The sequence below is a fragment of the Sorangium sp. So ce119 genome, from assembly GCF_051524405.1.
GTDB classification, from domain to species: domain Bacteria; phylum Myxococcota_A; class Polyangia; order Polyangiales; family Polyangiaceae; genus Sorangium; species Sorangium cellulosum_G.
This window is the reverse complement of record NZ_CP150310.1, coordinates 9,198,517-9,212,537: the sequence shown is the minus strand read 5'-3', so window position 1 is coordinate 9,212,537 and position 14,021 is coordinate 9,198,517. Positions and strand designations below refer to the sequence as shown.

General features: G+C 73.1%; 10 protein-coding genes. 9 read left to right on the top strand and 1 reads right to left on the bottom strand.

Going from position 1 to position 14,021, the window contains the following annotated elements; translation table 11 throughout:
• Positions 1 to 178 precede the first annotated feature (178 nt).
• Both WME76_RS34760 and cysK read left to right on the top strand, forming a co-directional pair.
• Positions 179 to 1,249 carry a sulfate/molybdate ABC transporter ATP-binding protein gene (locus tag WME76_RS34760; protein WP_437956499.1) on the top strand — a complete coding sequence of 357 codons (1,071 nt, stop codon included), beginning with the start codon at positions 179 to 181 and terminating at the stop codon, positions 1,247 to 1,249.
• Between the two features lie 51 nt (positions 1,250 to 1,300).
• Entirely contained in the window at positions 1,301 to 2,257 is a 957-nt protein-coding gene (gene cysK, locus WME76_RS34755; RefSeq protein WP_061620496.1) for a cysteine synthase A, read from the top strand.
• Between the two features lie 150 nt (positions 2,258 to 2,407).
• Here the strand turns inward: cysK and WME76_RS34750 are convergent, their stop codons facing one another.
• Positions 2,408 to 2,953: a hypothetical protein gene (locus tag WME76_RS34750; RefSeq protein ID WP_437956498.1), complete on the bottom strand. Its 546-nt coding sequence runs from the start codon at positions 2,951 to 2,953 to the stop codon at positions 2,408 to 2,410.
• A gap of 258 nt (positions 2,954 to 3,211) precedes the next feature.
• Here WME76_RS34750 and WME76_RS34745 point away from each other — a divergent pair, with 258 nt between their 5' ends.
• The 7 genes from WME76_RS34745 (at position 3,212) to WME76_RS34715 (ending at position 13,948) form a co-directional block, all read left to right on the top strand.
• A complete protein-coding gene (locus tag WME76_RS34745; protein WP_437956497.1) occupies positions 3,212 to 4,276 on the top strand; it encodes an AAA family ATPase in 1,065 nt (354 codons plus the stop codon).
• Positions 4,273 to 6,396 (top strand): hypothetical protein, encoded by a 2,124-nt coding sequence (locus tag WME76_RS34740; protein ID WP_437956496.1) that lies wholly within the window; start codon positions 4,273 to 4,275, stop codon positions 6,394 to 6,396. The genes WME76_RS34745 and WME76_RS34740 overlap by 4 nt, the downstream gene beginning before the upstream one ends.
• Entirely contained in the window at positions 6,393 to 7,616 is a 1,224-nt protein-coding gene (locus tag WME76_RS34735; protein WP_437956495.1) for an ABC transporter ATP-binding protein, read from the top strand. Before WME76_RS34740 ends, WME76_RS34735 begins: the two co-directional genes overlap by 4 nt.
• The gene (locus tag WME76_RS34730) at positions 7,613 to 9,361 is read left to right on the top strand and encodes an ABC transporter permease (RefSeq protein WP_437956494.1); all 1,749 of its coding nucleotides are present in this window, start codon (positions 7,613 to 7,615) and stop codon (positions 9,359 to 9,361) included. The genes WME76_RS34735 and WME76_RS34730 overlap by 4 nt, the downstream gene beginning before the upstream one ends.
• Before the next feature lie 270 nt (positions 9,362 to 9,631).
• On the top strand, positions 9,632 to 10,864 hold the full coding sequence (locus WME76_RS34725; RefSeq protein WP_437956493.1) for a serine/threonine-protein kinase: 1,233 nt from the start codon (positions 9,632 to 9,634) through the stop codon (positions 10,862 to 10,864).
• Between the two features lie 863 nt (positions 10,865 to 11,727).
• On the top strand, positions 11,728 to 12,948 hold the full coding sequence (locus WME76_RS34720) for a hypothetical protein (RefSeq protein WP_437956492.1): 1,221 nt from the start codon (positions 11,728 to 11,730) through the stop codon (positions 12,946 to 12,948).
• Between the two features lie 55 nt (positions 12,949 to 13,003).
• Positions 13,004 to 13,948 carry a hypothetical protein gene (locus tag WME76_RS34715; protein ID WP_437956491.1) on the top strand — a complete coding sequence of 315 codons (945 nt, stop codon included), beginning with the start codon at positions 13,004 to 13,006 and terminating at the stop codon, positions 13,946 to 13,948.
• The last annotated feature ends 73 nt before the right edge of the window (positions 13,949 to 14,021 follow it).

Sequence of the window (14,021 nt, the reverse complement as noted above, 5' to 3'; positions counted from 1 at the left end):
ACGATGAAGCGCGAGAAGCGCGCTTCATGCAACTTGCAAATTGGCTCACCTTTCCGATGTGTCTTTCTGAATCTGGTTGCGCCTACCCGTCCGGCGGGCGACTCTGGGGCACGCTTGAGCGCCTTGGTTTCTTCTGTCCGGGGCGCGCGCGGGACGGGCAGAAGGCTAGCTGTCGCTTATGGGAATTGTTGTCCAGCAGCTCACGAAGCGGTTCGGTCCGAACAAGGTGGTCGACGACGTCTCGTTCGAGATCGAGAGCGGCGCCCTGGTTGCGCTGCTGGGGCCGAGCGGGGGCGGCAAGAGCACCGTCCTCCGGATCATCGCGGGGCTCGAGAGCCCCGACGCCGGCGACGTGATCCTGAACGGCAAGGTCTCGACGCACACGCGGGTGCAGGACCGGAACATCGGCTTCGTGTTCCAGAGCTACGCGCTGTTCAGGCACATGACGGTGCGCGACAACATCGGCTTCGGCCTCTCCATCCGGAAGCGGCCCCGGAAGGAGATCGCGGCCACCGTCGACGAGCTCCTCAGCCTCGTGCAGCTCGATGGGCTCGGGGGCAGGTTCCCGCACGAGCTGTCCGGGGGCCAACGGCAGCGCGTCGCGCTGGCGCGCGCGCTCGCCCCGGGCTCGTCGCTGCTGCTGCTCGACGAGCCGTTCGGGGCGCTCGACGCCAAGGTGCGCCTCGAGCTGCGCGAGTGGATCCGGCGGCTGCACAAGGAGCGGGGGATCACGAGCGTCTTCGTGACCCACGACCAGGAAGAGGCGATGGACCTCGCCGACCGGGTCATCGTGCTGCACAAGGGGCGGGTCGAGCAGATCGGCACGCCCGAGGAGATCTACGACCGGCCGGCGACCGAGTTCGTGGCGAGCTTCGTCGGGTCGATCAACGTGCTCAAGGGGGAGGTGCGCGACGGCCAGGCGGCGCTCGGGACGCTCGCGGTGCACGCGCCCCCCGGGACCGGCGACGGCGCGAGCGTGCGCGCCTTCGTGCGGCCGCACGACATCGAGCTCCACGCCCGGGTCGACTCGTCGGACCCCCCCGGCTCGGACGACGCCAGCATGGCGCGCGTCGAGCGGCTGTCGCGGGTCGGATGGATGGTGAAGGCGGAGCTCCGCCTCTCCGACGGCCAGCCGCTCTCCGTCGAGATGACCAAGGACCGCGTCGCCGAGCTCGGGCTGTCCGAGGGGGACAGGGTTCTTGTAAATCTGCGCGACGCGAAGATCTTCGTGCAAGACTACTCCATCTAGCCACCGGGCCGGCGCTCCGTCTGGCCGGGTGCCATCACGGAGGGCGGCCAGGTGGGTGCAATCTTCGACAACATCGCGGCGACGATCGGGCGCACGCCCCTCGTTCGCCTGAGCTCTGCGGGCAAGGGGCTGCGCGCCACGCTCCTCGGCAAGGTCGAGAGCCGGAACCCTGGCGGCAGCGTCAAGGATCGCATCGGCCTCGCGATGATCGAGGACGCCGAGCGGCGGGGGAAGCTGAGCCGCGGGAGCGTCCTCGTCGAGCCGACGAGCGGCAACACGGGCCTCGCGCTGGCGATGATCGCCGCGGCCAAGGGCTACCGGCTGATCCTCACGATGCCCGAGACGATGAGCCCCGAGCGGGTCGCGCTGCTCCGGGCGTTCGGGGTGGAGGTGCTGCAGACGCCCGGGTCGTTGATGGTGCAGGCGGTCGCGCGGGCGCGGCAGATCGTCGAGGAGACGCCCGGCGCGGTGATGCTGCAGCAGTTCGAGAACCCGGCGAATCCGGCCGCGCACCGCGCGACGACCGCGCGCGAGATCTGGGACGACACGGACGGCGCGGTCGACGTCGTGATCGCCGGCGTGGGGACGGGCGGGACGATCACCGGCGTGGGCGAGGTGCTCAAGGAGAAGAAGCCGGGCGTGAAGATGATCGCGGTCGAGCCGCGGAACGCCGCCGTGCTGAGCGGCGGGCGCGCGGGGGCGCACCTCATCCAGGGCATCGGCGCAGGCTTCGTCCCGAAGATCCTGCGGCGCGAGCTCATCGACGAGGTGGTGCCCGTGTCCGAGGACGAGTCGTTCGAGGCGGCGCGCCGGCTCGCGAAGGCCGAAGGGATCCTCGTCGGCATCTCCGGCGGCGCGGCCATGGCGGCGGCGCTCTCGGTCGCGGCGCGCGACGAGATGCAGGGCAAGAACATCGTGGTGATCCTGCCCGACGGCGGGGAGCGGTACGTCACCTCGCCGCTCTTCAAGGAGCTCGTCGGCTGCGCTCGGGGGCCCGCTTCCCGCTAGTCGTCTCGGGGCTCCGCCTGCTGGTCCCCTCGGGGCTCCATCGCCGCTCGGCGTCCGCTTCGCGGGCCGCCTCTGGGCGGTCGCGCATCAGGCATTCCCGGCGCGCGACGCCGGCCGTCAGGGCAGAGGAAGGGCGCCGCGGCGATCAGGTCACTCGATGCTCACCGAGACGATGACCTTCATCCACACGCCTTCCGGCGGGATCGTCTTCGTCAGATCGATCTCGCCCTTCCAGTCGACGTGCACCGTGTAGCCGCCGTTCTCGTCGTCCTTGTAGAAGAATTTCCGGATGTCGTCGTGATAGACCCGATCCAGCGGGACGATGCGCTCCCCGGTGGGCATCTTCGCCTTCCTGGCGACCACGGTCGGGACGTCGTCGACCACGGCCGAGGCGGTGATGCTCTTGATGAACGTCAGGTCGGGCACGTTGTTGTCGCGCGCCTCGAGCCGGATGAACCTGAGCTTGGCCCCGTCGACGGAGTTCGGATCCTGCGAGACAGAGACCTCGCTCCATCCTGAAAAGGTCGACTGCGAGGTCGGCTTGACGAGGAACTTCGTCTCGGCCTCATGGTCGCCGACCACCGAGGCGCAGGCGCTCGCGCCGAGCGCGAGAGACGCGGTGAGCGCCGCGCCGCCGCGCGCGGACAGGAAGAGCGAACCGAGCACGCTGCGACAGGTCCGGATAAGCACGTTCATCCGCGAAAGATAGCATGGTGATGTGCGCCGCCGAGCAGATTGGACGGGATGTCCCGCGGTGCGTCCGCGGTGCGTCCGGCGACGCGTCGGGATCCGGCGGCCCGTCGATCTCGAGTCTCGACTCGAGATGTCGAGTCCTCGCGGCGGCGCCGGCGCTGAAGGCCGCCGCGCCTCGCGGCGCGGGCGCGATCGACGCGCCGCGGCCGTGATCGACGCGCGGCGCGCGGCCGGCTATGGTCGTCGCCCGAGGGCGACCAGATGGCGGCGGAATCAGGCGCGGGTATTGACGGAGGGCAGGGCGATGCCGCTGCCTCCTTCGAGGCGAGGCTCGAGCTCGCGCAGCAGACGAGCGCTCGGCTGCGCGAGGCGATCGGGCAGGCCGTCGTCGGCCAGGGCGACGTCATCGAGCAGACGCTCTGGGGCATCATCGCCGGAGGGCACGTCCTGCTCGAGGGGGCGCCCGGGCTGGGCAAGACGCTCCTCGTCAGGACCATCGCGAGCTGCCTCGATCTCAGGTTCTCGCGCATCCAGTTCACCCCGGATCTCATGCCGAGCGACGTGACTGGGACCAACGTGCTCGTCTCGGCCGCGGACGGCTCGCGCCACTTCTCGCTGCACAGGGGGCCGATCTTCGGGCAGGTGATCCTGGCCGACGAGATCAACCGGGCGACGCCGAAGACGCAGAGCGCGCTGCTCGAGGCGATGCAGGAGCACGCGTGCACCATCGCGGGCACGCGGTACGCGATGGAGGAGCCGTTCTTCGTGCTGGCCACCGAGAACCCGATCGAGATGGAGGGGACCTACCCGCTGCCGGAGGCGCAGCTCGATCGGTTCCTGCTCAAGGTGCTCGTGCCGAGCCCGACCGAGGACGAGCTGACCGAGATCCTCGCGCGGACCACGGGCCACGATCGCGGGCCGCCGCCGCGGGTGCTCACCCGCGACGACGTGCTGTTGCTCCGCTCGCTCTGCCGCGACGTCGCGGTCGCCGAGCCGGTCATGCGGTATGCGTCGCGGCTCACGCGGGCGAGCGACCCTTCCGCCGAGGGGGCGCCCGAGATCGTGCGCAGGGCGCTCCGGTTCGGCGCCGGGGTGCGCGGCGCGCAGTCGCTGGTGCTGGCCGCGAAGGCCGTGGCGCTGCTCCAGGGCAGGGCGCACGTCGCCTTCGCCGACGTGCAGCGGGTCGCGAAGCCGGTGCTCCGCCATCGCATGATCCGGTCCTTCGAGGGCGAGGCGGAGGGGATCACGACCGATCAGGTGATCTCCGCGCTCCTCGCGGCGGTCGAGGCGCGGCCCGAGGCCGTGGCGCAGGCGATCCGCCGATGAGGCGCGGCGCTGACGCGCGGGGGAGGGCGCGCCGGGTCGCTCGCGCGGCGCGGGCCGCGGCCGGCGCGGCGTGGCTCGCGGCGCTCTCGACGGCGGGGCCCGCGCTCGCGCAGGCGCCGGCGCCGGGCGCGCCGGAGCTCGCCGTCGACGCCGCGCCCGTGTTCGGGACGAGCGGCGCGGTGCCCTGGGGCTGGAACCAGGTCGTCGTGCGCATCCAGAACAACGGCGGCAAGGCGGCGCGAGGGGACGTCGAGGTCTCGTCGACGCGCTACGGCGAGCAGCGCGTCTTCGTCGCGACGGCGCCGTACACCGTGACGGCGGGCGCGTCGGTCAACGTGCGCGTGCCGTTGCAGGTGTCGCCCTTCGCCGACGTGCAGGTGCGGGCGCTCGACGAGCGCGGCGCGCAGGTCTCGTCGCACGCGCTCTCGTCGACCATGCAGCAGGGCGTGGTGCTGTTCGACGTCAATGAGACGTCGCTCGTCCGGGGCGGCCTCCATGAGGCGCCGGTCGCGCCGCTGTACCTGCCGACCGGCCGTGGCCCCGGGTCGTCGAGCCCTGTCCTGTGGGTCGGGCAGCCGCGCTACGACAGCGCGACCGGCGATCCGCTGCTGCCCGACCGGGCGGCCCTGTACAGCGCGGCGGACGCCGTGCTCATGCGCACCGACACGCTCTCGAGGTTGCAAGGCCCCGAGCTCGAGGCGCTCGCCGGGTACGTGCTCTCCGGCGGCACGCTGGCGCTGGCCGTGGCGCGCCCCGAGGATCTTCGGCACCCGACGCTCGCGGCGCTCGTCGGCGGCCAGGTGGCGAAGGCGGGCGTCGCGCCGCCCACGCTCGTGGAGCTCGCGCCGCCGGCCGCGCCGAGCGGCCTCGGCAAGCAGGGCAACGTGCTCCTGCCCGCGCCGAGCGCGAGCTCCGCGGTGGCCGAGGCGCTCTCCGGCTGGTCGGGCGGCAACCTCCGCGCGAGCGCGTACGGCAGCTCGGCGTCCTACGGCCTCGGCGAGGTGCACCTGCTCGCGTTCGACCCGACGCGCCCGCCCGCGTCCAACGACCCGTGGGCGAAGATCCGGGTGGCCGATCTCGCGCGCCGCGCCCACGATCGCCGCTCCACGATCGCCTTCCGCCCGGGGGAGGAGGCGATGGGCCTCGATCTGGATCCGGTGCGGCGGGAGCTCGATCCGAACGAGAGCTCGCGCTGGGCGATCGGGGTCTCCGCGGTCCTGCTCTGCATCTACGCGGTGCTCGCCGGCCCGATCAACTTCGCGCGCGCCGCGCGGCAGGGGAGGCCGCTGCGCGCGCTCCGGCGCCTGCCCGTGTACGCGGCGGTCGCGTTCGCGACGATCGTCGGCGTGGGCCTGATCGCGAAGGGGGTGCGCGGCAGGGCGCGCCACCTCACGCTGATCGAGGCGGGCGCGGGCATCTCGAAGGGCGCGGTGCGGCGGTTCCGCGGCTTCTTCGTCCCGCGCGCGGAGGAGCTCACCGTCCGCACGACCGACGCGAGCGGCGTCATCAGCACGGCGGTGCTGGCCGAGCTCTCGGAGCGGCGCGATCGGCTCCTCGTGGACCGCGACGGGGCCCGTCTGACGAAGGTCGCCGCGCTCCCGTGGCAGACGGTGATCGTCCGCGAGGACGGCGTCGCGCCGCTCGGCGACGGCATCGCGATCGTCGAGGAGCCGAGCGGGGACGTCGTCGTGACCAACCGGAGCGGCCGCGATCTCCGCGGCGGCGTCCTGTGGATCTCGACGGGGGTGGCCCGCTACTTCGCCCGCATCCGGGACGGGGAGCAGGTCTCGTCGCGCGCCGGGCTCGACCTCGGGGCGCACAGCAAGGGGCAGTACTGGCTGTCGCACGTGAGCCTCGGGCGGCGGGTCGGCGGGCTGGATGTCCACGACCTCGGCGGCAGCCTGCTCGGCCCCCTCCTCGAGCCCGACGCCCCGGGGCTCGGCGCCGCGTGGCTGGCCGTCGAGGAGGCGGCCGGGACCGCCGTCGACTGGTTCCCGGCCGGCGTGCCCGTCCTGCTCGGCCAGCTCGACGGCGGCGAGGGGCGCGCGAGCGACTCGGGGCTGCGGATCGAGAGCGACCGCGTGCTCGTGCGGATCGTCGGCTACGGAGGTCGGCCGTGAGCGCCGCGCCGCCCTTCGCGCCGCGGATCGAGCGGCCCGCGCCGACGATCCGCGTCCGTCACCTCTCGCACCGCTTCGGCTCCCTCGACGTGCTCCGGGACGTCACCTTCGACGTGGGCCCCGGCGAGATCTTCGGCTTCATCGGGCCGAACGGCGCGGGCAAGACGACGACGATCCGGGTCATGGCGACGCTGCTCGAGCCGATGGCGGGGCGGGTCGAGATCGACGGCGTCGACGTCACGATCGACCCGGCGGCGGTCCGCCGCAGCATCGGGTACATGCCGGATCACGCCGGCGTCTACGACCGGATCACGGTGCGCGAGTACCTCGAGTTCTTCGCGGACGCGTTCCGGGTGCCGTCGCTCGAGGTGGTCGACGCCGTCCTGGAGCTGACCGATCTCGGCAAGATCCAGGACCGGATCGTCGCCACCATGTCGAAGGGGATGAAGCAGCGCCTCCAGCTCGGGAGGATCCTGCTGCACGACCCCAAGGTCCTCATCCTGGACGAGCCGGCGAGCGATCTCGATCCGCGCGCGCGCATCGAGATCCGCGACCTCTTGCTCGAGCTCCGGAGCCTGGGGAAGACGATCTTCCTCTCCTCGCACATCCTCACGGAGCTCTCCGACGTGTGCACGTCGATCGGGATCCTCGAGAAGGGCCGCCTCGTCGTCGCCGGTCCGATCGGGGAGATCGCGGCGCGCCTCGAGGCGCTGCGCGCCGCGCAGGCGCACGGGCACGCGCCGCCCCGCCACGCCGGCGCGCCCGCGGCGCACGCGTACCCCGCGCCGCCGCCGCCGCCGTACGGCACCGAGGCAGCTCCGCCTGCGGGCGCGCCGGGGGCTCCGGCCGCGGGCGATCTTGCGCCGGCGGCCGGTCCGCCGCCCGGGTACGGCCCGCACCCGCCCCACGGCGTGGCGCCGGGGGGCGCGGCGCCGGCGGCGGCGTACGCTGGGCTGTCGTCGCTGTCGCGGCGCAAGGTCAAGGTGCGCGTCCTCGGCGAGCCCGAGGCCGCGGCCTACCTGCTCCGGGGCGGGCCGGGGATCACCGACGTCGACATCATCGCGGGCGCCGTGCACGTCGGCTACGTGGGCAACGACGTGAAGATCGCCGAGATCGTGCACCACCTCGTCCGGAGCGGGATCGGCGTGATCGGGGTCGAGCCGGAGCGCAACGAGCTCGAGCGGATCTTCCTCGAGGTCACGCAAGGAGAGGTGCAGTGAGCGTGCAGACTGGCTCCACGTCGCCCGGCGGCCCGGCGTCGCAGCGGCTCGTCGATCGGGCGAGGCACCGCGCCGCGCGCCTCGTCGGCGAGCCGAACCCGATCTGGATCCGCGAGCTCAAGCAGGCGGCGCGCCTCGCCCGCACGCCGGTGATCCTCCTGGTGTTCGCCGTGCTGATGACGCTGCTCATCGCGTCGATCGGCGGCATCGCCTCGAGGGACGTCGCGCCCGCGAAGACGGGGGTGATCCTGTTCCAGGTCTTCTTCTCGGTGGCGTACTTCGTTGTCGCGCTGGTCGGGCCGGCGGTCGCCGCGAACAGCATCGCCTCGGAGCGCGAGGGCCGCACCTGGGAGGCGGTGCTCCTGACGGGCATCCCGCCCGGCGAGATCGCGCGCGGCAAGTTCCTCGCCGCCTACACGGCGATCTCGATGTACGTGGTGATGCTCGCGCCGGTCGGGGCGATGCCGTTCCTGTTCGGCGGGATCACCGCGACCGAGGTGGTGATCGCGTTCGCGTTCCTCTTCCTGCTCGCGCTGCTCAGCGTCGCCTTCGGGCTCGCGATCAGCTCGACCATGGCGAGCCTCCGCGCGGCGATCCTCGTGACGCTGCTGCTCGCGTTCCCCCTGTCGATCTGCCTGTTCATGGCGGGCGGCGCCGGGCTCTCGTACGCGGCGCACCTGGCCTGGCCGGAGGTGCCCGAGGGCCCTCCGATCTGGCTCCCCGTCGCCTACCAGCGCGCGCCCTTCGGCCTCGATTACGCGCTGTTCCTGGTCCTCCTGCCGGTCGCGGCGATCGCCGTCCCGGCCTGGTTCCTGTACCAGGTGACCGTCGCGAACCTCACGAGCGAGAGCGACGATCGCTCCTCCGGCCTGAAGACGTGGTTCGCGGTCTGCACGCCCGTGGTCGCCGCCGCCGCGTCGGTGCCGGCGTTCTCGGTGGATCCGACCGACCGCCTGCCCGCGATCATCGCGGGCATGTGCGCGATGTTCGCGCACCTGACGTTCTGCGTGTTCCTCTTCGCCGGCGAGCCGATCGGCCCGTCGCGCCGCGTCGAGGTGCACTGGGCTCGCAGCCGCGTAAGCCGGCTGCGCCGCTTCCTCGGCCCCGGCGTGGCGCGCTCGGCGTACCTCCTGCTCGCGGTGGGCGTCCCGGCGGTCGTCGCGCTCTGGGCCGTCGGCCACCGGCTCGTCGCCGGCGTGGCCATCGCGTCGCCGGAGATCCAGACGCGGCAGCTCGAGTACTTCGCCGTCTACGCGCTTGCCTTCTACGTGTTCCTCGTCGGGCTCGGCGCCTTCCTCCGCGCGCGGACCGCCTCGCCCATGATCGCGCGCGTGCTGCTCCTGACGCTGCTCTTCGCGATCGCGGTCGGCCCGTGGATCATCGCGGCCATCGCCGGCCTCGTCGCGGAGCTCAGCACCAGCGACAGGGCTCTGCTCGTCGCGGCGCCCTCGCCGTTCTACGCGTTCGCGATGATCTCCAAGGCCACCGAGGGCGATCCGGGGCCCGTCGTGATCGCCGGGTACGCGGCCTCCGTCGGCTGGGTCGCCGCCGGCCTCGGCCTGCTCGCCTCGGCGCGCTCGCGGTGCGCCGCCCTCATCGCGCAGCGCGAGGCAGCCTTCGCCGAGACGAGCGCGCTCCTCGCCCAGGAGGACGAGGCGACCCTCGCGGCCGAGCAGGCGACTCTGGCGCGCGCCGCCGCGCAAGGGAGCGACGAACCCGCAAGCGCCGCGGGCACCGTCGTTTGAGCACCGGAGCTCCCGCGCGCGGTGCTCTGAAATCGGACGCATTCGTGATGTCGTGTGGAAATTTGGATCTCGTCGCGGGAATGCTTCAGGATGCGCTCGCGCGCGGATCTGTCGAAATCTTGAGCGCTCCGGGAGGGCGTGTGAAAAGAGCGCTCGCGCGCTCGAGGTCCGGGAGCGAGAGGGGAATTCGATCCTCGCGTCGCGTCACGACGGCGGTACCACCTCGGCCCGCGGAGGATCGCCTTGCCTTCGCACGAAGACCGCCGATGCGTGGCGCCAGAGCTGAGCGACACCCTGCTGTACGGCACGCCGTACCGGCCTGTGCGCTGGCTCGGGCGAGGCGGGATGGGCGAGGTGATCGAGGCGGCGCACGTGGGCCTCGACAAGCCGGTGGTGGTGAAGCTGCTGCACCGCGATCTCAACCGCGAGCCGCGGCTGGTGGAGCGGATGCGCGTCGAGGCGCAGTCGCTGGCGCGGCTCGCTCACCCCAACCTGGTGACGGTCACCGACTTCGGGCGGACGGCCGAGGGGCGGACGTTCCTCGTCATGGAGCGGCTCCACGGCCGGACGATGCGCGAGGAGCTGGCGGCGCGCGGCGCGCTGCCGTCGCTGGAGGCGCTCGACCTGGTGACGCAGACGCTCGCCGGCCTGGCCGCGGCGCATGGCGCGGGCATCGTGCACCGCGACGTGAAGCTCGAGAACCTGTTCGTGTGCGACGCGGACGCCCAGGGGCGGCGCGTGGTGAAGGTGCTCGATTTCGGCATCGCCAAGGTGGTCGCCCCGGGCGGCGACGGTCGCGCGCCGGCGCCCTCGCTCTACCAGACCGAGGAGGGGGTGCTCGTCGGCACGCCGCGCTACCTCTCGCCCGAGCAGGCCTGCGGGCTCGCCGTCGACGCCCGCACCGACGTGTATGCGGCGGGCGTGGTGCTCTACACGCTGCTCGCTGGCCGCGGGCCGTTCGAGCATGTGAGGCCCGTCCACGAGCTGGTGCGCGCGCACGCCAGCGAGGTCCCGGCGCCGCCGTCGTGCTACGCGCCGCGGCCGGTGCCGCCGGAGCTCGACCGCGCCGTGATGCGGGCGCTGGAGAAGCGCCCGGAGCTCCGCTTCCCGGATGCCCCGGCGTTCGCGGCGGAGCTGTCGCGCATCGCCGCGGCGCTGGGCAGCGGGGCGGGGACGGCGTCAGGGGTGGCGCCGGTCGTGCCACCGGGGTTGGGCTGGCAGAGCACGGCGCCGCTGACGGTGCCGCCGGTGCGCGCGGTCGTCGCACCGACGTTGAGCGCGACCGTGGAGGCGTTCGGCCTCACGGCGCCGGGGGGGGCGGGGCAGCCCACGGCGCGACCTGCGCAGCTGCAGCCCCTGGCGGCGTACGGGGCGGGGGCGAGGCGCGCGCGGCGGCGGGCGGAGCCGAGCTGCGCGGTCATGGCGATGCTGGTGGTGAGCGTGGTGCTGTTCGGCTTCGCCCTGGCGTTCCTGGTGAGCGTCCTGGGTTCACGGCGGCCTTGACGTCGCCGCCGCGTTCGCAAGGAGCCTCACAGGGTGCGACGAAGTTGTTGCCCTGCGGGCTGTGGGTGGACGGGAAGCGCTGGGTGGAGCGCTCAACCTGGGTGCTGGCGGCCCGGGGAGGTCCGAAACCTGGCGCGGACGGCGGCCGGCTCAACCTGGGTGCGGCGTGGCGCGGACGGCGGCCGGCTCAACCTGGGTGCGGCGTGGCGCGGACGGCGGCCGGCTCAGCCTGGGTACGGCGTGGCGCGGAGCGGGAGACGACTCAACCTGGGTGCGGACACAGATGCAGGGCGGATGCAAAAGATCGAGACCGCTGCATCCATCCAGAGCCGACGGCGTAGCCATGGACATCACCCGCTCCTTCCAGGAACGCGGCACGATGGTGGCCAGGGTCGATTTCATGCCGGGCCGGCCCGCCGGGCCACGCTGCGTTCGCGGCCATGGTCCGGGCCGCCGGCGCGTGCGGGCATCGCCTGGTCCCGTCACGCCCCTGACGGCAGAGGGACCTGATGTCGGTGATTCCTGGCGCCCGCCGTTGTATCGCTGCGGAGGGGTCGTGATGCTTGGGTGCGTGGTGGCGACGGCTGGGTGGGGTATCTTCGGGGCTATGCCGTGGCCCTGCCCCCGAGTGAGCTCCGAGGTGCCGCGCGCCGGCCAGCGCGCATTCAACGCTGGCCCGCGGCGCGCTCGCGCTCGCCGGAGCGCTGCCACGGCGTCCGCCGCGCCGTCTGCAGAGCAGCGGTCGAGGCAGATCGCCTCGGGAGCGCGCCCATGACAATGCGGAGCCTTGGACCGGGTGCTCGATGCGCTCCTGCCCACGCGGGGCAGCAGCGCGGCTTTTGCGCGTGGCGAGAGGGGCAGGCATGACCAACAGGAACGCGAACAAGAGCTCGCCAGGGCAGCCGGCGGGTCAGGGCGCTGCGGGCGACGCCGCTCCGCAGCCGCATCCGCCGCCGCTGCCGCAGCAGCCGTCGCGCGGGTACGACGCGCCGAACTTCGTACCTCAGGAGCACCCTCTGCTCGCGCAGCAGCGCGCGCTCTCGCAGGATCCACGCCGCAGGCCTGACGAGGGGGTGCCTGGCCCCGCCGCCGCGCCGCCCGCCGAGCGGGCGATGCCGTGGGGCGATCCCAGGCCGCGTCGCCGGCAGGATCGCGAGGCGGGCCCGAGCGACAAGCAGGTGTACGTTCCTCCGGTCACCCTGCCCCCGAACCGAGAGCACCAGGCCATGGATCTGCAGAAGATCCAGGTGGCGCCGTCGCTGTTGAAGGGCGTTGACGAACGGAACCGTCCGACGATGCGCCGGATCCCGGTGCATGGCATGCCCCCCCCGCCCGGCGCTCCCGATGGGCCGGGCGGCGTGCGCCCCGGCGGCGTGCGCACGGCGCGCGTCGGCGTGGGTAGCGGCGTCTGGCCACCGCCCGAGGAGCCCCGGAAGCAGCGACCGCTCGCGGCGCCGGCCCCCCAGCCCGTCGCCGCCGCGCCTCGGCCGGGGATGCCTCCGAACGCCGCGCGGCCCGATCCCGCCACCGCTGCCGCCGCCGCTGCCCTCGTGGCGCGCCGCCGCGGCGCGCCGCTCGGCCTGTTCGCGCTGCTCGTGTTCCTGGGGAGCGCGACCGTCGCGGGCTTCTGGGTGCTGTGGCGCGCCGCCAATCCGCCGAGCGGTCAAGACGCGGCGCGGGTCGACGAGGTCCGCGGGCCGGCGGCCGAGCCAGGCGTCGCGACGCCCGCGCCGAGCGCGTTGCCCGAGCAGCAGCCGCCCGCGACGGCGCCGCCTCCGGTGGCGACCGTCGAGCAGCCGCCGCCCGTCGCGGAGCAGCCGCCTCCCGCCGCGCCGGAGGCGCCATCGGCCGTGCCGTCGCCGAGCGCGTCGGCGGCGCCCCCCAGGCCGGTGGCCGCCGCCCGTCCGCCTTCGACGCGTCCCGCGGTGCAGGCGAAGCGCCCCCCCAAGGCTCCCCCGACGCCGGAAGACGTCTACGAACCGACCGTGAGCACGCCGAACCCACCACAGGCCCTGCCGTCCGCGCCCGCTGCGTTGCCTTCAGCGCCCCCGGGGACGACCGCTCCCCCGCGTCCATTCCCCTGAGGAATCGCCTCTCCGGATCGCAATCCCGCCGGCAGCCATCATGCGAAAGTCATTCTTGAAATTCCCTCCTCTGTTCCTGATGTGCGCCGCGGTCCTCCTGGGGCCCAGCGCCGCGAGCGCGACCGGCAAGGCGCGGCTGATGCCCAGCTCTCCGACCGATGGCGTCCCTGCGACCTCGCGCGCGGGCGAGCGCGCTGCGCAGCTCTACCGGGAGGGGAACCAGTTCTACGACGAGGGGAGGTTCGCCGAGGCCGAGGCGCGGTATCAGGCGGCGTGGGATCTCCAGCAGAGCTTCGACGTCGCGGGCAATCTCGGGAACGTCGAGCTGGAGGTGAATCAGCCTCGCGAGGCGGCCGAGCACCTCCTGTACGCTCTCGACACGTTTCCACTCGGCGAGAAGCTCGAGAAGAGGACCTTTCTCCAGAAGCGGCTCGCCGAGGCCAAGTCGCAGGTCGGTACGCTCTGGATCAGCGTGAACGTCGATGACGCCGAGGTGCTCATCGACGGCAAGCTCATCGGGCAATCGCCCCTGGATACCCAGGTGTTCGTCGACCCGGGCAAGCGCACCCTCGAGGCGCGCCGCGCCGGCGCGAGGACGTCGACGTCGCTGTTCGTGGCGCGGGGCTCGGACCAGCGCATCGCGCTGAGCCTCGACACGGGCCCGAACATCCCGCTGGTGGTCGCGGGTGGAGCGGTCGGGCTGCTCGGGGTCGCCTCGGGCGTGACCTTCGCGATCCTCTCCACGGCGAAGGCCAGATCCGCGGACGGGGAGCCATCCGGCAGCGCGAGGCGCCTCGATTGGCGCGACTCCCAGACCACGCTCGCCAACATCTCCTTGTGGAGCTTCATCGGTGGCGGCGTGGTTCTCGCCGGGACCGCCGTGTACGCGCTCACCACCTCGAGCCGCACGTCGAGCCCGAGCACGGGGCTCGCCCGCTTTCACGCCGCGCCCCTCGTGACCTCCGAGGCGAAGGGCTTGCTGCTCGGCGCGAGCTTCTAGACGGCGCCGCGCGCGCCGGAGATCGCGCCGACCTCCACGGCGCTGTCCGCTACAGGCCGGTCATCGGAGCGCG

Coding starts and splice junctions, on each gene's coding strand:
- WME76_RS34760 (WP_437956499.1), top strand. CDS start 179: ATGGGAATTGTTGTCCAGCAGCTCACGAAGCGGTTCGGTCCGAACAAG.
- WME76_RS34750 (WP_437956498.1), bottom strand. CDS start 2,953: ATGAACGTGCTTATCCGGACCTGTCGCAGCGTGCTCGGTTCGCTCTTC.
- WME76_RS34745 (WP_437956497.1), top strand. CDS start 3,212: ATGGCGGCGGAATCAGGCGCGGGTATTGACGGAGGGCAGGGCGATGCC.
- WME76_RS34740 (WP_437956496.1), top strand. CDS start 4,273: ATGAGGCGCGGCGCTGACGCGCGGGGGAGGGCGCGCCGGGTCGCTCGC.
- WME76_RS34720 (WP_437956492.1), top strand. CDS start 11,728: ATGACCAACAGGAACGCGAACAAGAGCTCGCCAGGGCAGCCGGCGGGT.